This window comes from Enterobacter sp. CFEC122, from assembly GCF_052983755.1.
Map to the genome: position 1 here is coordinate 1 of NZ_JBRIQR010000060.1, position 16,192 is coordinate 16,192.

Sequence of the window (16,192 nt, forward strand, 5' to 3'; positions counted from 1 at the left end):
TCCCGGTCTGATCTGTCACCTATGTATCCGGTCATACAGCAGCGCCGCCGGGCGATATTAGTTAAGACCTTCCGCTTTCAGCGCCGCAGCCACCGCAGGACGTTCAGCCACGCGTTTCATATACGATGCAATGTGGTCTAACCCTTCCAGATTCAGCTTAACCGCACGTGCCCAGCGCAGCACGGTGAACAGATACGCATCAGCGATCGTGAAGCGTGAGCCGCCAATCCACTGTTCGTCTTTCAGCGATTCGTTAACGTACTGCAGCTTTTTCTCCAGCAGGGCGCGCAGGGTCGGCTTAAACTCTTCCGGCGTATCCGGGCGGAACAGCGGCGTAAAGCCTTTGTGCAGCTCGGTGGCAATGTAGTTCAGCCATTCCAGCGTTTTATAGCGAGAAATCGTACTGACCGGGGCCAGCAGCTGGCGATCGGGCACGCTATCGGCCAGGAACTGCATAATCGCCACGCCTTCGGTCAGCAGGGTACCGTCATCCAGCAGGAGCGCCGGAACCTGTCCTTTCGGGTTAATGGCAAGAAAGTCATCGCCGTTTTCCAGACGTTTTTTCATCAGATCAACGCCATCCAGCGTGAAATCTTTGCCGCTCTCGCGCAGGGTGATATGGGAAGCAAGAGAGCACGCGCCCGGTTTGTAGAACAGTTTCATCGGTAACTCCTTTTCGCTGAGGTTTCAGCTATGTTAGTGCGCAAACGGATAAAAAAAAAGCCGCTAATCAATTAGCGGCTTCTGGTCAGTCGTTTCTCACGGATTTCACGCAGTAGCGGTTTTGGTCGCCTTAGCGGTCTTGTCGTCGTCCTGAGTCATGCGATTCAGTTTCGGTGCGGTCAGCAGCATCAGAGCGGCAATAACGGCAGTCGCGATACCAATCTGCATGAACACGGTACCGTAGACGTTCAGGGAAACCAGTGGGTCAGTGACGTTTTCCGGCACGGCCATCAGGTTCGCAATCTTACCGGCGATAATTGCTGCACCGGCAGTGGTCAGGAACCAGCTACCCATAATGAAGCCCATCAGACGCTGCGGAACCAGCTGTGCAACCATTGCCAGACCCAGACCAGAGATCATCAGTTCGCCGATAGACTGCAGCGCGTAGCTCAGGATCAGCCAGTTAACGGATACGATACCGGCGTCGGTAGCAAATTTGGTACCCAGCGGCAGCACCAGGAACGCGCCGGAACACAGCACCATACCGATAGCAAACTTGTGCGGCATTGGCAGACGGTCGCCCATCTTGTTATAGATCGCGGCCAGAATCGGGCTACCAATCATGATCCAGAACGGGTTCAGTGCTTGATACTGCTCCGGTTCGAACGCGATGCCCAGAATAGAGTGCTCGACGTTACGAATGGCGAAGAAGTTCAGAGAGGTTGGCATCTGGCTGTACAGCACGAAGAAGATAATCGCTTCCAGCATCAGAATGAAGGCCACGATCATCTTACGACGGGCAGCACCCTGCATAGCGAATGCTTCTTTCGCGAAGATAACCACGATACCCAGCGCCACAACGCCCAGAACGGCACGTGCGATACCCTGGTTGTGCAGCAGCCAGGTAGCGATGGCCGCCAGGACCACAACGCCTACGATGGTCGCCAGCAGTTTGCCCATATGCACAGGCTCGAAGTCTGGTTTTGAACCGTAGTTTTTAACCCAGCTGCGGCAGAACAGGAAGTTCACCACGGTGATCAGCATACCGACGAAGCTCAGTGCAAACGCCACGCTCCAGCCGAATTTTGCTGCGAGCCATGGGGTTGCCAGCATCGAGAAGAACGAACCGATGTTGATGGACATGTAGTACATGGTAAATGCACCGTCCAGACGCGGGTCATCTTTGCTGTAGCAGGTAGAGAGCAGGGAAGACGGGTTCGCTTTGAACAGACCGTTACCCACAGCGATCGTGGCCATGCCCATATACACGACAGCGGCATCATGCCCTGACCATGCTACCAGTCCATAGCCAATCGCCAGAACAATGGCGCCCAGCATGATGACACGTTTAGTTCCGAGGACTTTATCGCCCAGCCAGCCGCCGATAGCGACCAGACCGTACACCAGAGCACTGAAGGAGGAGAACAGCGTGATGGAATCGGCTTCGGACATACCCAGCTGTTTTACCAGGTAAACCGCCATGATCCCTTGCAGGCCGTAGTAACCAAAACGCTCCCATAACTCGATAGAGAAGATGAGATAGAACGCTTTAGGTTGTTTAAAAGCGTTCAGACTCACGCTTTCATCTGTTGGTTTATTGTTTGCAGTCGACACATATACCTCTTTTTTTACATCCCATATTAACGGGGGTGTTCATAGCGTGATGGCCGTAGTCCATACGCCTTATAGTTATATTGGGAGGAGAAACGGCGGGTAATGTTCACTATCCTGCCCCATCTGGCAATATGTTTGTAATAATCTGTTACATATATCCTGAATGGTATAATCGTCGGTTCATGCAAATGTTATTCAGCGTTAAATTTCATACGCTGAGTAAAGGTAGTTTTTTCGACTGGTAATCACCGGTCAGTACGGGCTGCTGGCGATATGTTCTGCTATTTGCCGCTTGTGGCAGTGATATAGCCCATATTCTGAAAAATAGCTGGTCTTATCGTCGGCAAAGAAAGAGGATTGTCTTGTCAGATAAAGGGTTTAGGTCGATTTTGACAACAAAAATACAACATGAAGTTATCAGGGTGATCGCGATCACAGATGTATAGAAATTTTCGGCTATGAAAAAACTATTAACCTGTTTCAGCGTTAAAGAGCCGAATAAGTGACAGGTGAGGCGAAACGAAAGGCGAACAAATAACGGTCAAAAGAAGAGCGTTTGAAAGCCCTTCTTTAGTCAGGGGATTGAGATGCCTCAGGGGTACACTTTTTCTTTGTATTCGCAGAGATCTTCAATAATGCAGGAGCCGCAGCGAGGCTTACGGGCAATACACGTGTAACGACCATGCAGAATCAGCCAGTGATGGCAGTCAACCTTAAATTCCGCCGGAACCACTTTCAGCAGCTTCTCTTCGACCTGCTCGACATTTTTCCCCGGCGCGAAGTTGGTCCGGTTAGAGACGCGGAATATATGCGTATCGACGGCGATAGTGGGCCAGCCAAACGCGGTATTGAGCACCACGTTCGCCGTTTTACGCCCCACGCCCGGTAAGGCTTCCAGCGCGGCACGGTCTTCCGGCACTTCGCCTCCGTGCTGCTCCAGCAGGATCCGGCAGGTCTTGATGACGTTCTCGGCTTTGCTGTTAAACAGGCCGATGGTTTTGATATAGGACTTCACGCCTTCCACGCCCAGCTCCAGCATGGCCTTCGGCGTATTGGCGACCGGATAGAGCAGGGCGGTGGCTTTATTGACGCTCACGTCGGTCGCCTGTGCAGAGAGCAACACGGCGATCAGCAGCTCAAACGGGGAGGTAAAATTCAGCTCCGTCGTCGGGTGCGGGTTCTCGTCCCGCAGACGGGTCAGGATCGCAATGCGCTTTTCTTTATTCATGAGGCCTTCTCGGGTGTCCCTTCCAGAACGCTGCGCTCAGCCGCGCGGCGCTTACGTTTCTCGTCAATCAGGTATTTTATCGCCAGCATCATGCCAAGACCAATAAACGCGCCAGGCGGCAGCATCGCCAGCAGGAATGGCGTATCGGTGTGGAACACTTCAATACGCAGCGCTTTGGCCCAGCCGCCCAGCAGCGCATCAGCGCCGTCGAACAGCGTACCGTTGCCGAGGATCTCGCGCAGCGAGCCCAGCACGAACATGGCGCAGGTGGCACCCATGCCAATAGAAAAACCGTCCAGCGCCGACATGGCCGGACTGTTTTTCACCGCAAAGGCTTCCGCACGCCCGACCACGATACAGTTGGTGACGATAAGGGGAATGAAGATCCCGAGCGACTGGTACAGACCGAACGCGTAGGCGTTAATCAGCATCTGAACAATACTGACCACCGACGCAATGATCATGACGTAAATAGGAATACGAATTTCCGACGGCGTCCAGCGGCGCAGGGCAGAGATGGAGAGGTTGGTCAGGGTCAATACCAGCGTGGTTGCCAGACCCAGACCGAGCGCGTTGGTGGCGGTGGATGTCACCGCCAGCAGTGGGCACATGCCCAGAAGCTGAACCAGCGCGGAGTTGTTTTTCCACAACCCCTGGACAATAACCTCTTTAACCTGGCTCATGATTACTCCTCACAGGCCGGAAGATTGTTGATTTGCGCGGGCAGCGTTTCAGCGTACAGCCCGGCTCGTTTTACGGCATTCACCACCGCACGTGGGGTGATGGTCGCCCCGGTGAACTGGTCGAACTCGCCGCCATCTTTCTTCACCGCAAACGCGGTATCACCTTCGCCATGGATCACTTTACCGGCAAAGTGCAAAATCCAGTCGCTCAGACGGGTTTCAATTTTATCGCCAAGACCCGGCGTTTCATGGTGTTCCGTCACGCGGGTGCCCAGTATGGTGCCGGAGAAATCGCTGCCCACGAGGAGCTGAATGGCACCGGAATAGCCGTCAGGCGCCGTCGCTTCCATCACCGCGCCGACCGGTTTATCCCCTTTTCGGGCAATAAAGAGGCGGTGCGGGCCTTTCCCAAGCTGCGGCGCGTCTACCACAAAGCAGCTTTTTTGCAGGTCGTTATCGTAGAATTCCGCCGGGATCACCTGATCGAACAGCGCCTTTTGCTGCTTCGAGGCCTGCTCTTCGATGGTCGTTTTGGTCAGCGCATTTACCAGCGCCGTCAGCCCTGTCAGGACCGCGGCGAAGACAGCCAGCGTGACGCCGTGTTTTTGCATCGTTTTGAACATGGCGAGACCCTTAGCGATGGCCGTACACGCGCGGACGCGTGTAATAGTCGATGAGCGGAACGGTAATGTTGGCAAGCAGGACGGCAAAAGCCACGCCGTCCGGGTACCCGCCAAAGCTGCGGATGAGCCAGACCAGCAGGCCTGCCAGCGCGCCGAAGATCAGGCGCCCGCGGTTAGTCGTTGAGGCCGTCACCGGATCCGTCAGGATAAAGAAGGCACCCAGCATGGTCGCCCCGGAGAGCAGGTGCAGCTGCGGGCTGGCCAGTGATTCAGGAGAGAATACCCAGCCCAGCGTGGCGCAGACCGCCAGCGTCACGAGGAAGCTGACCGGAATATGCCAGCGGATGGCTTTCTGCTGCAGCAGGAACAGGCCGCCCAGCAGATACGCCAGGTTGACCCACTGCCAGCCGGCACCCGCCAGTGCGCCGCTGTAGATGGCGGATTTCATGATCTGCTCAACGCTGTGCCCGGCATGCAGGGACGTTTTAAAAGTATCAAGCGGCGTCGCCTGGCTGATCCCGTCCACGCCCATGCGCAGCGCGTTCATATCCGCACCGAGTGCCGTATGACCGGTAAAGATCACGTGCAGAGCATCCATAAAGCCCGGAACCGTGGCCGCAATCTCGTGCGGTGGCAGCCAGCTGGTCATCTGTACCGGGAAGGAGATCAGCAGCACCACGTAGCCAATCATCGCCGGGTTAAACGGGTTATGGCCGAGTCCGCCATACAGCTGTTTGGCAATGATCACCGCAAACACGGTGCCGAGGACCACCATCCACCATGGAGCAAACGGCGGGATACTGATCGCCAGCAGCAGCCCGGTCAGCAGCGCGGAGTTATCAGCCAGAATGCGGGAGACCGCCGCCTTGCGCAGCTTAAGGACAAGGGCTTCCGCCGCTAAGGCGCTGGCACAGCCCAGGATTATCTGGAACAGGGTTCCCCAGCCGAAAAACCAGCACTGAACGGCAATGCCCGGCAGCGCCGCCAGGCAGACCAGCATCATAATGTGCGATGTCTGGCGCTGATTGTGGGTGTAAGGGGAGCTTGCGATTCTGAAAACCATTTAATCCTCGTTAACTGCTTGCTGTGCGGCTTTCTTTGCCTGAACGCGCGCAATGGCGGCGGCGACGGCGGCTTTGCGCGGGTCATCGTTGGCGGCCTGCGGTTGCTCATCCTGCTGCGCCGCTTTGCGGGCTTTAGCGCGGGCAATCGCCGCTTCGACGGCGGCTTTACGCGGATCGACCGGCGCGTCGGGTTCTGCGGTTGGCGTCTGCTGCGCCGCTTTGCGGGCTTTGGCACGGGCAATCGCTGCCTCAACGGCCGCTTTGCGAGGGTCGACCGCTTCCTGCTCAACCACCACGCTTTGCTCACCGGCTTTGCGGGCTTTAGCGCGGGCTATTGCCGCTTCAACGGCCGCTTTACGCGGGTCGATCTCAGCATCCGTCTGGACCGTTTGCGCTTTTTCAGCCTGACGGGCGCGAGCCTGAGCTTTACGCGCTTCACGCGCCGCAATGGCTTCGCTGTTGTCCGGCTTCTCGCCAGCCGGGATCACCACAGGCTGCGCCGCGGTCGCTTTTTTCTCGCGAACGCGGGCCAGTGCGGCGTTAATCGCATCCTGATCTTTCTCTCCGGGCTGAACGGCGGCCTGCTTATGGCGCTCCTGACGGGCGATTTTTTCACGCTCCAGTCGCGCCTGGCGCGCTTCAAAGCGTGCCTTGGCTTCCGCCGCGCGTTTTTCTTCCATGGAGATGGCATAAATTTCCGCCTTCTCCTGGCGGAAATACTGCACCAGAGGAATGTTGCTAGGGCAGACCCAGGCGCAGGCGCCGCATTCGATGCAGTCGGCCAGGTTATGGGCTGTCGCCTTGTCGTGCAGCTGGCCTTTGCTGTACCAGTACAGCTGCTGCGGAAGCAGATCCGCCGGGCAGGCGTCGGCACAGGCGCTGCAGCGAATACAGCCTTTTTCTTCCTGCTCTTCACCCATCTCGGTCGGGGAAGGGGCGAGCAGGCAGTTGGTGATTTTGACTACCGGCACATCGAGCCACGGCAGGGTAAAGCCCATCAGCGGGCCGCCCATGATCACCATCTGGTCGCTGGACGGGCAAAACTCAGCCTGCTCCAGCAGGTGACGCACCGGCGTACCCAGACGCGCCCAGACGTTGCCCGGACGAGAGACCGCTTCCCCGGTCAGCGTTACCACGCGTTCGGTCAGCGGCTCGCCGTCGATCACCGCGCGCTTCACGGCGTACGCGGTCCCGACGTTCTGCATCAGCACGCCGATATCTGAAGAGCGTCCGCCGTGCGGAACCTGCTTACCGGTGAGAATTTGCGTCAGCTGTTTAGCACCGCCAGAGGGGTATTTGGTCGGGATAACGCGCAGGCTAATATCGTGACTGCCCGCCAGCACGGCGCGCAGCATTGAGATAGACTGCGGTTTATTGTCTTCGATACCAATCAGCACTTCTCGCGGCTGCAGAATGTGCGCAAGGATGCGGATGCCTTCCACCACCTGGGCGGCGCAGTCCTGCATCAGACGATCGTCGGCGGTGATGTACGGTTCGCATTCGGCGGCGTTGATAATCAGCGTCTGAATGTTATCGCCACCGCCGCGCAGCTTGACGCCGGTCGGGAAGCCTGCGCCACCCAGTCCAGCAACGCCGAACTGATGAATGCGCTCGATAAGCGCCTCGCGGCTGCGGGAGCGGTAGTCGCTCCAGCCATCGCGGTCGATCCAGCGGTCTTCGCCGTCGGCTTCAATAATCACGCTCAGCTCTGAGAGCGCTGACGGATGCGGCACCGTATGAGGCGCGATGGCGACCACCTTACCGGAGGTGGGGGCGTGCACCGGCAGCATACGTCCGCGACCAAAGGTCAGCGGCTGACCGCGAAGAACCGTATCGCCTTCTTTCACGCACAGCTCACCCTCAGCGCCAATGTGCTGCTTGAGCGGCATGACGAAACGGGTCGCCAGCGGTATTTGACGCAGCGGCGTGCCGTTAGACTGGGTTTTCATCTCTGGTGGGTGAATACCGCCGTCAAAGTCCCAAATCTTCTCTTTTCTGAAAGCAGAAAATAACTTAAGCATGTTGTTCCACAGGAATATTGCGAACCGGAATGGTTTGAAGATCCCATTTCCAGCTTTCGGTAGTCGTTTCAACCGGGCGCAGCTCGATACATTGCGTCGGGCAGGGGGCTACGCAGAGGTTACAGCCGGTGCACAGGTCCGCCACCACGGTGTGCATGGCGCGCGTTGCGCCAACAATGGCGTCGACCGGGCAGGCCTGAATACATTTGGTACAGCCGATGCAGTTCGCTTCGTCGATCACGGCCAGCGCGCGGACCGGCTCCTGCACGTCCGCGTCGCCATCAACCGGCTGCGGATCAACGTTAAGCAGGGCGGCAATTTTCAGCATGACTGCTTCGCCGCCGGGGGCGCAGCGGTTAATTTTTTCGCCCTGGATGCCTACCGCTTCAGCGTAAGGGCGGCAGCCCGGGTAGCCACACTGCCCGCACTGGCTTTGCGGCAGAAGCTCATCAATTTTCTCAACAACGGGATCGTCCTCTACCGCGAAACGGCGGGAGGCGTAACCCAGGATAAGGCCAAACACCAACCCCAGGACGCTGATAGAGGCGATGGCAATCCAGATAGCATTCATTACAACTTCACCAGACCACTAAAGCCCATAAAGGCCAGAGACATTAAACCGGCGGTGACCAGCGCAATCGCGTTACCGCGGAAGGGCGCAGGAATATCCGCTGCTGCCAGACGCTCGCGAATAGAGGCAAACAGCACCATGACCAGAGAGAAACCGACAGCCGCAGAAAAACCATACAGCGCCGATTGCATAAAGTTATGACCCAGGTTGATGTTCAGCAGCGCCACGCCGAGAACGGCGCAGTTAGTGGTGATCAGCGGCAGGAAGATGCCCAGCAGGCGATAGAGCGCCGGGCTGGTTTTGCGCACCACCATTTCGGTAAACTGCACCACCACCGCGATAACCAGAATAAAGGCCAGCGTACGGAGATAGGTTAACCCCAGCGGGATGAGGATCCAGGTATCAATCCACCACGCGCAGATGGACGCCAGCGTCATGACGAAGGTCGTCGCCAGCCCCATACCCATTGCCGTTTCCAGCTTTTTGGAAACGCCCATAAACGGGCACAGGCCAAGGAACTTCACCAGAACGAAGTTGTTAACCAGCACGGTGCCGACAAAGAGCAGTAAGTAATCGGTCATTATTTAGCCTGAAATAAAAAAGCCGCCTATTATCGGACAAACCCAGGCAGGCGACAACAGGTTATCTGTAGGGTTATTACGGGTTCACGAAGGTGTTTTTCACCCGCGTCGAACGCTTGAAGTAGGGCACCAGCAGCGCCGCGGCCAGCAACGGGAAAAGCAGCTGACGAACGGCCAGCGCGTCTGAAACGGGCGAAAAAGCAAACGCCTTCACCGCCAGCAGGACCGAAACCAGCAGCCAGATAATGTAGTGCTTAGGCACATTCTTACGGCGCTTAAAGAAGGCGATGGTCAGCCACAGCGTGTAGTACCACATCCCGATCGCGAAAACGAACGACACAAACCACAAAGCAATATTAAGCACGCTTTGCGACAACAGAGTCTGAATGGCGTGAGGGGTAATCAGTGCGGTGGTATAAAGCAGCAGCGCAAGTGATGCGCTTAATAAGGCAACCAGCAGCCATGCCAGTGGGGCGATTAACCAGCCTCCAATGCGTTCTCCAGGCGTTGCGGTCATGAACTCTCCCATAATCTGCGCGAAATGTTGTACAGCCAGTTGGCAGGGCGGAGAGTATATAACATTTCGCGCGGATGGCTACTCTCTTATAAAACGTAACGCCACACGGACTTTGGCACTTCGCCGACGTTGAACAAACGGCCACCGGAGACCAGCTCCGCACGGCGATGGTCAGCGGCGCGATACATATTAATGATTTCCTGATTATCCGACAGGGTGTAGTTCAGATGGTCAAACAGTTTTTCCAGGCTCTCAAGCGAATTGATCTTGCGAAATTTTAATAAATAGTCCTGAACTGTCATATTAATAAGTTTCCATATAAAAGTGAGTAATACCAGTTAAGGTAATTCGTTCGAATAATAAACGGATTAATAAAGACGTAAACAGCCCACTCAGGTAACGCGACGAAATTAGGAGTTTTCTTTGCTGAAATTCAGGCATCAGACGATGCCTGGAAGAGAAGGTTAACCGTGTTCACCAGGGCTGGCAATAAGTAACTGACATATTATGTCACTCTTTATTGCAGTAACCGGTTACTTAGGTTGAGCGACGGTGACAGGCTCCGGCGGCTGGTAGTTATCGATATGGCTGGCAACGCCCAGCAAAATGACCGACACCCCAAGGACAATCCATCCCGCTAATTCAATGATTCGATTAATAATTGACGTCATGATGTGTAATTGTACTTTATCCATAAAGACAGGGCGCAAATGTTACAGCGACGTTTCTCTGACGGCAAGGGCTTTGGGAACGGTTCCCTTAAACAAAATCAGTAGGTTAATACTATGTAACAAAAACAATCCGTATAACCTGCTATTTTACGTCATACGGCACATTATTAATCCGTGCTAATGCCAAACTAGCCAGTGTGAAATAAGAACGACTTAAAAGAGGATGACACTATGAGTGATAATATCCGCGTTGGGCTTATTGGTTACGGGTACGCGAGCAAAACGTTTCATGCGCCTCTGATAGCCGGGACGCCTGGGATGACGCTGGCGGCGGTATCCAGCAGCGACGCTGCTAAAGTCCATGCAGACTGGCCTTCTGTGCCGGTTGTCTCCGAGCCAAAACATCTTTTCAACGATCCAAACATTGATTTAATCGTCATTCCCACGCCGAACGATACCCACTTTCCGCTGGCAAAGGCCGCGCTGGAAGCCGGGAAGCATGTGGTTGTCGATAAACCCTTTACCGTGACACTGTCACAGGCTCGCGAGCTGGATGCGCTGGCAAAGAGTCTGGGCAGGCTGCTGTCGGTGTTCCATAACCGCCGCTGGGACAGCGATTTTCTGACGGTAAAACGGCTTCTCAGTGAAGGTACGTTAGGGGAGATCCTCTTTTTTGAGTCGCACTTTGACCGCTTTCGCCCGCAGGTACGAAACCGCTGGCGCGAGCAGGCCGGTCCTGGCAGCGGTATCTGGTATGATTTAGCCCCGCATCTGCTGGATCAGGTCGTCAATCTCTTTGGCCTGCCGGTGAGCATGACGGTCGATCTGGCCCAGCTCAGGCCCGGTGCGCAGACGACCGATTACTTCCACGCGGTGCTCAGTTACCCGCAGCGGCGAATTGTGCTGCACGGGACGATGGTCGCGGCGGCAGAATCTGCCCGTTACATTATTCACGGCACGCGCGGCAGCTACGTGAAGTTTGGTCTCGATCCGCAGGAAGACAGGCTGAAAAACGGTGAGCGTCTGCCGCAGGAAGACTGGGGCTATGATATGCGCGACGGCGTCGTCACGCGGGTGGAAGGCGAGGAGCTGGTCGAGGAGACCTTGCTGACGATACCGGGTAACTATCCGGCGTATTATGCCGCTATCCGCGATGCGCTGAACGGCACGGGAGAGAATCCGGTTCCGGCCAGCCAGGCGATACAGATTATGGAGCTGATTGAGCTGGGGATCGAATCTGCCAAACATCGCGCGACGCTCTGTCTGGCATAAGTTTTTGACGTTGTTGTAGGCCGGGTAAGGCGTAGCCGCCACCCGGCAAAGGGGGTTAAGCGGTTGCCACCTTATCCCGCAGCGCCTGCTTCTCTGCAGGCGTCAGGAAGGCGATCTCCAGCCCGTTGATCTGCGCCTGACGGATCTGCTCGCGGCTCAGACCCGCCTGCGGTGCGGCGATGTTGTACTCGTGAATGATATCCACGCCCTGAACCGCCGGATCGTCCGTATTCAGCGAGGCCAGCACGCCGTGCTCGAGGAAGGTTTTCAGCGGGTGCTGCGACAGCGATGCTACGGTGCTGGTCTGAATGTTAGACGTCAGGCACGACTCAATCCCGATACGCTGCTCCGCCAGGAAATCCATCAGCGCGCGGTCTTCTACCGCCTTCACGCCGTGACCGATACGTTCGGCGGCCAGCTCGCGGATGGCCTGCCAGATGCTTTCCGGGCCAGCCGCTTCACCCGCGTGCACGGTAATGTGCCAGCCGGCATCGCGCGCGCGGTTGAAGTGGGAGAGGAACAGGCTGCCCGGGAAGCCCAGCTCGTCACCGGCGAGATCGACGGCGGTGATGGCATCGCGATGGGCCAGCAGCGCTTCCAGCTCCTGCAGGCAGGCGGCTTCACCGAAGGTACGGCTCATGATGCCGATCAGGCGAGCCTGAACGTCGAAGGTTTTGCACCCTTCGCGGACGCCTTCAATGACGGCTTCCACGACGCCTGCAACGGGCAGGTTGTGGGTCATCGCCATGTAGCCCGGCGAGAAGCGCAGCTCGACGTAGTGCAGGCCGTTGCGGGCGGCATCTTCGATGTTCTCAAACGCCACGCGGCGGCAGGCATCCAGCGACGCCAGCATTTTCACGCCCCAGTCGAGTTTGCTCAGGAAGCTGACCAGGTCCGGTTCATTAGAGGTCACCTGCACGTGAGGGATCAGGGACTCAAGGGTCTGAGCAGGAAGCGTTAAATTGAACTGGCGGCCAAGATCGAGGATGGTTTGGGCACGAATGTTACCGTCAAGGTGACGATGAATATCAGTTAAAGGCAGGCGTGTATCAATCATGGTCGCACTCTTTTCTGGTTAAAGTGCGCCATATTATAAAAACAAAACGGGGTAAAAAGCTATTTGCGCAAGGGAATATTCCGTTGCGCAAATTGATTACAGAAGCGTATTAATGCCGGCAATCAGGCGTTGAACCCCTTGCTCCAGCTTGCTGCGCGGGCAGCCCGCATTCAGGCGTACGAAGCCATTTCCCTCTTTTCCATAGGTATATCCCGGCATGATGGCGACCTTTTGCTGCTCAATCAGCACTTTTTGCAGCGCCCGATCGTCAATATTCAGCGGACGCAGATCGATCCAGGCGAGATAGGTCGCTTCCGGCGGCTGCCAGTTGAGTTTCGGAAAAGCGCGGTTTACTTCCTGAGCGATATACAACAGATTCTCTTCCAGATAACCCCGCAGGGCATCCAGCCACGGCCCCCCTTGCTGATAGGCGGCGATATGCGCCGTTAGCGCCAGCACGGAAGGGGAAGAGAGCCCGTCCCGACCTTTTAACGCGCTGAGATAGCCGTTACGGCTCTCTTCATCGCCGATCAGGCCATAAGCCCCCGTCAGCGCCGGAATGTTAAAGCTTTTCGAGCCGGAGGTCAGAAGCGCCCATTTGCTCCGCGCCACTGCGGTCCACGGCGTGTGACGATGTTCTCCCCACACCATGTCCATATGGATTTCATCGCTGATAACCGCCACGTCATAGCGCTCGCAGAGTTCCGCCATCTGCGTCAATTCATCCCGCGTCCAGACCTTGCCGGTCGGATTCTGCGGGCTGCACAGCAGCAAAATTTTGTTTTCCGGTTTCGCCAGCGCCGCTTCCAGGGCTGCCATATTGCCCTGCCAGCCAGCGGCCTGTTTTTCCATTTCAACCGCCACAACACGACGCCCGTTTCCCTCTATGGCTTTGTAAAAGGCATCGTATGCCGGGGTGTGAACCACCACGCCGTCGCCGGGTTTTGACCAGAGGCGAATCAGTTCCGAGACCATGTAGATGACGGAGGGGCCATAAACCACGCTTTCGGTATCAATTCGGGTGTTAAAGCGCTGCTGGAACCAGTGTGCGACGGCGGCGAGAAACTCGTCGTTTTTCCAGCGGCTATAGCCAAACACGCCGTGATGAATGCGCTGTTGCAGCGCGTCGGTTATGCAGGGGGCGGTGGCGAAATCCATATCCGAGATGGTGAAGGGCAGCAGATCCGCCGCGCCAAAGCGGTCGGCGACATAGTCCCACTGCGTACACCAGGTGCCGTGTCGATCCACGACGGTTGAGAAATCAAACATGCTTTAATCCTTAACGTAAAACCCCCTCATGGTGAGGGGGCTGAGGCATCAGGCTTCTACTGTTCGCATCAGGGTCGCCAGCTCATCTTTCACTGACTGTACCTGCGGGCCGATAACCACCTGCAAATTGTGCTGGTTTAACTGTACCACGCCGATGGCCCGGTTGGCCTTTAGGGCGTTGGTATCCACTTTTGACATATCCGCCACCGACAAACGCAGGCGGGTAATGCAGTTATCCAGCGAGGTGATGTTATCCGCACCGCCCAGCGCCGCCAGAATGGCAGGGGTGTTATAGCCGGATTTGCCCACGGAACCGGCAACCGCCTGTTCAACGCTGGTGGCCGTATCAATATCGCGTCCTGGCGTTTTCAGGTTAAAGCGGGTGATGGCGAAGCGGAAGATCCCGTAGTACACCGCAAACCAGATTGCCGCCACGACAGGGACCAGATACCACTTAGTCGACAGGCCGTGCAGGATCCCGAACACCACGAAGTCGATCACGTTGCCGTCAGTGTTCACTGAAGTGTAATGGGTATAATTGATATTTGCCGATGTACACTGTGAACAATCAGGTTACTGCAATGTTGAAAATTACAGCTCCCACTCAACTGTGTATGCCGGAAGGAAGCCAAAGACAAGATTGTAAATCCCTTTGAATTTCTCCGTTGTTACCAACACCCCACACAATCATCATCCCTCTTTTATCAAGGCATGATTTCCGTTGCCACCTTTCACTCCTTCTGATATGATAATGAGTTATTATAAATATTTCCGTAAACTTTGTTCCGTAGTATTTCTCTCCTCGAAAACATCCCCAACGTCAGATGCAAGGCGGCTTTGCGCTATCGCAAATGCCATCGTTTTACCGTGGTTTTAGGTAGTAACTATGTAGGGGGTGTGATCTCTTTCTGAGTACAAAAAGGTTAATTTAACAATGATGCAACAATCACAAACCCTATTCGAATCGTCGGTTTTATCGGCAACAAGTTTTCGTACCGTCTACCATGAACACGGACGTTACAAAACAATTAATGGCAACTCCTTTGTTCATGATGGTCATGCATACCGGATTAACACAAGAATCGGCTCTGGTGTTCGTCATGACATACTTATTTCAACAATCAACGAACTGAACGCAATCCTGAAGCTCTACAGTCGAGTGTTCCTTACCCGTTTTGATCTCCACCTCCCTGAGTTCACTTCTGTTGAAGCAGGTAACAAATACATACGCAACTTGTTCAAACGATTACGTGACCGCCTAGGGTCTGGGAATAACGGTTTATCGGAACCTATTATCGATTTTGCTTACGGTTGGGTTTGCGAACAGGAAAAGGCTTCACAACCCCATTACCATTGCTGGATTGCACTTCCACATCGTTCGGTAAGATGGTTTGGAACGCCAGAAAGAGGGAGCGCTGGTATTATTACGGAAATCTGGATGAAACTGACAGGTGGTAAAGCAACGCTGGTAAACTTGGCTAAAGCCACTAAAGACTATCCCGATCACTACGTCATTCATCGTGAACATCCTTCATCACTCGAAGGTCCGGTATTCTGGCTTTCTTACCTGGCAAAAGAACGCGGTAAAGCGCAAACAGGGAAGGGAACGCGCATGTACTCAACATCAAAATTGAGTAGCAAAGTACTGAATTCGTAAATATCGCGCAGGAGGCCCGTAGCGCGTTTTTCTTTCCAAGGTATGCAATCGCATTACCCATATCATGAAAATCGCTTAAAGCCTCGCTCAGAGCGTTTTAAGGCATGATTTGTTCCTGGTTAACTTTATGCTTCGGTCAGATGCATGATAGTTCAACTATAGTTGAATCGCCACGGGTTTAACAGACACCTCAGAGTCATTTAAGATGACTTAAAGAGAGGTGCCCATGAGCGGTAAGCGTTATCCTGAAGAGTTTAAAATTGAAGCAGTCAAACAGGTTGTTGATCGTGGTCATTCTGTTTCCAGTGTTGCAGCACGTCTCGATATCACCACTCACAGTCTTTACGCCTGGATAAAGAAGTACGGCCCGGATTCTTCCACTCATAATGAACAGTCAGATGCTCAGGCCGAGATCCGCCGTCTTCAGAAAGAGTTGAAGCGGGTTACGGACGAACGGGACATATTAAAAAAAGCCGCTGTAGATTCAATCTGTCAATGCAACACCCCTTTCAATTATGGAAGGTGCGAATAAGCGGGGAAATTCTTCTCGGCTGACTCAGTCATTTCATTTCTTCATGTTTGAGCCGATTTTTTCTCCCGTAAATGCCTTGAATCAGCCTATTTAGACCGTTTCTTCGCCATTTAAGGCGTTATCCCCAGTTTTTAGTGAGATCTCTCCCACTGACGTATCATTTGGTCCG

General features: G+C 55.0%; 16 protein-coding genes and 2 pseudogenes. 3 read left to right on the forward strand and 15 right to left on the reverse strand.

Going from position 1 to position 16,192, the window contains the following annotated elements:
• Window positions 1-57: 57 nt before the first annotated feature.
• The 12 genes from gstA to blr all read right to left on the reverse strand — a co-directional run bounded on the left by gstA (window position 58) and on the right by blr (window position 10,224).
• Window positions 58-663 carry a glutathione transferase GstA gene (gstA, locus tag ACVCAM_RS24585; RefSeq protein WP_008500572.1) on the reverse strand — a complete coding sequence of 202 codons (606 nt, stop codon included), beginning with the start codon at window positions 661-663 and terminating at the stop codon, window positions 58-60.
• A 105-nt stretch (window positions 664-768) separates the two neighbouring features.
• Window positions 769-2,277, reverse strand: coding sequence for a dipeptide/tripeptide permease DtpA (dtpA, locus tag ACVCAM_RS24590; RefSeq protein WP_008500571.1), 1,509 nt, complete (start codon window positions 2,275-2,277; stop codon window positions 769-771).
• 592 nt (window positions 2,278-2,869) lie between these two features.
• Entirely contained in the window at window positions 2,870-3,505 is a 636-nt protein-coding gene (gene nth, locus ACVCAM_RS24595; protein WP_008500570.1) for an endonuclease III, read from the reverse strand.
• The gene (locus ACVCAM_RS24600) at window positions 3,502-4,188 is read right to left on the reverse strand and encodes an electron transport complex subunit E (protein ID WP_008500569.1); all 687 of its coding nucleotides are present in this window, start codon (window positions 4,186-4,188) and stop codon (window positions 3,502-3,504) included. The genes nth and ACVCAM_RS24600 overlap by 4 nt, the downstream gene beginning before the upstream one ends.
• A 2-nt stretch (window positions 4,189-4,190) precedes the next feature.
• Entirely contained in the window at window positions 4,191-4,811 is a 621-nt protein-coding gene (gene rsxG, locus ACVCAM_RS24605) for an electron transport complex subunit RsxG (protein ID WP_023292623.1), read from the reverse strand.
• A 10-nt stretch (window positions 4,812-4,821) separates the two neighbouring features.
• Window positions 4,822-5,874, reverse strand: coding sequence for an electron transport complex subunit RsxD (gene rsxD / locus ACVCAM_RS24610; protein WP_447093722.1), 1,053 nt, complete (start codon window positions 5,872-5,874; stop codon window positions 4,822-4,824).
• A complete protein-coding gene (rsxC, locus tag ACVCAM_RS24615) occupies window positions 5,875-7,896 on the reverse strand; it encodes an electron transport complex subunit RsxC (protein WP_262792036.1) in 2,022 nt (673 codons plus the stop codon).
• Complete coding sequence (rsxB, locus tag ACVCAM_RS24620; protein WP_008500565.1) at window positions 7,889-8,467, reverse strand: electron transport complex subunit RsxB; 579 nt, start codon at window positions 8,465-8,467, stop codon at window positions 7,889-7,891. The genes rsxC and rsxB overlap by 8 nt, the downstream gene beginning before the upstream one ends.
• Window positions 8,467-9,048, reverse strand: coding sequence for an electron transport complex subunit RsxA (gene rsxA, locus ACVCAM_RS24625; RefSeq protein WP_008500564.1), 582 nt, complete (start codon window positions 9,046-9,048; stop codon window positions 8,467-8,469). Before rsxA ends, rsxB begins: the two co-directional genes overlap by 1 nt.
• A gap of 76 nt (window positions 9,049-9,124) precedes the next feature.
• On the reverse strand, window positions 9,125-9,565 hold the full coding sequence (locus tag ACVCAM_RS24630; RefSeq protein ID WP_021241142.1) for a DUF2569 domain-containing protein: 441 nt from the start codon (window positions 9,563-9,565) through the stop codon (window positions 9,125-9,127).
• Window positions 9,566-9,651: 86 nt separating this feature from the next.
• Entirely contained in the window at window positions 9,652-9,867 is a 216-nt protein-coding gene (gene ydgT, locus ACVCAM_RS24635; RefSeq protein WP_006174966.1) for a transcription modulator YdgT, read from the reverse strand.
• 231 nt (window positions 9,868-10,098) lie between these two features.
• Window positions 10,099-10,224, reverse strand: coding sequence for a division septum protein Blr (blr, locus tag ACVCAM_RS24640; RefSeq protein ID WP_168112406.1), 126 nt, complete (start codon window positions 10,222-10,224; stop codon window positions 10,099-10,101).
• Between the two features lie 243 nt (window positions 10,225-10,467).
• On the opposite strand from blr, the gene ACVCAM_RS24645 reads away from it, so the two are divergent.
• Entirely contained in the window at window positions 10,468-11,508 is a 1,041-nt protein-coding gene (locus ACVCAM_RS24645; protein WP_213375078.1) for an oxidoreductase, read from the forward strand.
• A gap of 55 nt (window positions 11,509-11,563) precedes the next feature.
• Here the strand turns inward: ACVCAM_RS24645 and add are convergent, their stop codons facing one another.
• From add to ACVCAM_RS24660, 3 genes and pseudogenes are all read right to left on the reverse strand, one after another.
• Window positions 11,564-12,565: an adenosine deaminase gene (gene add / locus ACVCAM_RS24650; protein ID WP_447093723.1), complete on the reverse strand. Its 1,002-nt coding sequence runs from the start codon at window positions 12,563-12,565 to the stop codon at window positions 11,564-11,566.
• A gap of 96 nt (window positions 12,566-12,661) precedes the next feature.
• Window positions 12,662-13,834: a MalY/PatB family protein gene (locus tag ACVCAM_RS24655; protein ID WP_008500560.1), complete on the reverse strand. Its 1,173-nt coding sequence runs from the start codon at window positions 13,832-13,834 to the stop codon at window positions 12,662-12,664.
• Between the two features lie 48 nt (window positions 13,835-13,882).
• Window positions 13,883-14,350 (reverse strand): annotated as a pseudogene (locus ACVCAM_RS24660) (glucose PTS transporter subunit EIIB); the annotation flags it as partial.
• Between the two features lie 418 nt (window positions 14,351-14,768).
• Here ACVCAM_RS24660 and ACVCAM_RS24665 point away from each other — a divergent pair.
• Entirely contained in the window at window positions 14,769-15,491 is a 723-nt protein-coding gene (locus ACVCAM_RS24665) for a YagK/YfjJ domain-containing protein (RefSeq protein ID WP_047721748.1), read from the forward strand.
• Window positions 15,492-15,717: 226 nt separating this feature from the next.
• Window positions 15,718-15,966, forward strand: a pseudogene (locus ACVCAM_RS24670) (transposase); the annotation flags it as partial.
• Between the last annotated feature and the right edge of the window lie 226 nt (window positions 15,967-16,192).

What these genes read in the sequence shown, in the direction of transcription:
- gstA (WP_008500572.1), bottom strand. Translation starts at nt 663, where the DNA reads ATGAAACTGTTCTACAAACCGGGCGCGTGCTCTCTTGCTTCCCATATC.
- nth (WP_008500570.1), bottom strand. Translation starts at nt 3,505, where the DNA reads ATGAATAAAGAAAAGCGCATTGCGATCCTGACCCGTCTGCGGGACGAG.
- ACVCAM_RS24600 (WP_008500569.1), bottom strand. Translation starts at nt 4,188, where the DNA reads ATGAGCCAGGTTAAAGAGGTTATTGTCCAGGGGTTGTGGAAAAACAAC.
- rsxG (WP_023292623.1), bottom strand. Translation starts at nt 4,811, where the DNA reads ATGTTCAAAACGATGCAAAAACACGGCGTCACGCTGGCTGTCTTCGCC.
- rsxD (WP_447093722.1), bottom strand. Translation starts at nt 5,874, where the DNA reads ATGGTTTTCAGAATCGCAAGCTCCCCTTACACCCACAATCAGCGCCAG.
- rsxC (WP_262792036.1), bottom strand. Translation starts at nt 7,896, where the DNA reads ATGCTTAAGTTATTTTCTGCTTTCAGAAAAGAGAAGATTTGGGACTTT.
- rsxB (WP_008500565.1), bottom strand. Translation starts at nt 8,467, where the DNA reads ATGAATGCTATCTGGATTGCCATCGCCTCTATCAGCGTCCTGGGGTTG.
- rsxA (WP_008500564.1), bottom strand. Translation starts at nt 9,048, where the DNA reads ATGACCGATTACTTACTGCTCTTTGTCGGCACCGTGCTGGTTAACAAC.
- ACVCAM_RS24630 (WP_021241142.1), bottom strand. Translation starts at nt 9,565, where the DNA reads ATGACCGCAACGCCTGGAGAACGCATTGGAGGCTGGTTAATCGCCCCA.
- ydgT (WP_006174966.1), bottom strand. Translation starts at nt 9,867, where the DNA reads ATGACAGTTCAGGACTATTTATTAAAATTTCGCAAGATCAATTCGCTT.
- ACVCAM_RS24645 (WP_213375078.1), top strand. Translation starts at nt 10,468, where the DNA reads ATGAGTGATAATATCCGCGTTGGGCTTATTGGTTACGGGTACGCGAGC.
- add (WP_447093723.1), bottom strand. Translation starts at nt 12,565, where the DNA reads ATGATTGATACACGCCTGCCTTTAACTGATATTCATCGTCACCTTGAC.
- ACVCAM_RS24655 (WP_008500560.1), bottom strand. Translation starts at nt 13,834, where the DNA reads ATGTTTGATTTCTCAACCGTCGTGGATCGACACGGCACCTGGTGTACG.
- ACVCAM_RS24665 (WP_047721748.1), top strand. Translation starts at nt 14,769, where the DNA reads ATGATGCAACAATCACAAACCCTATTCGAATCGTCGGTTTTATCGGCA.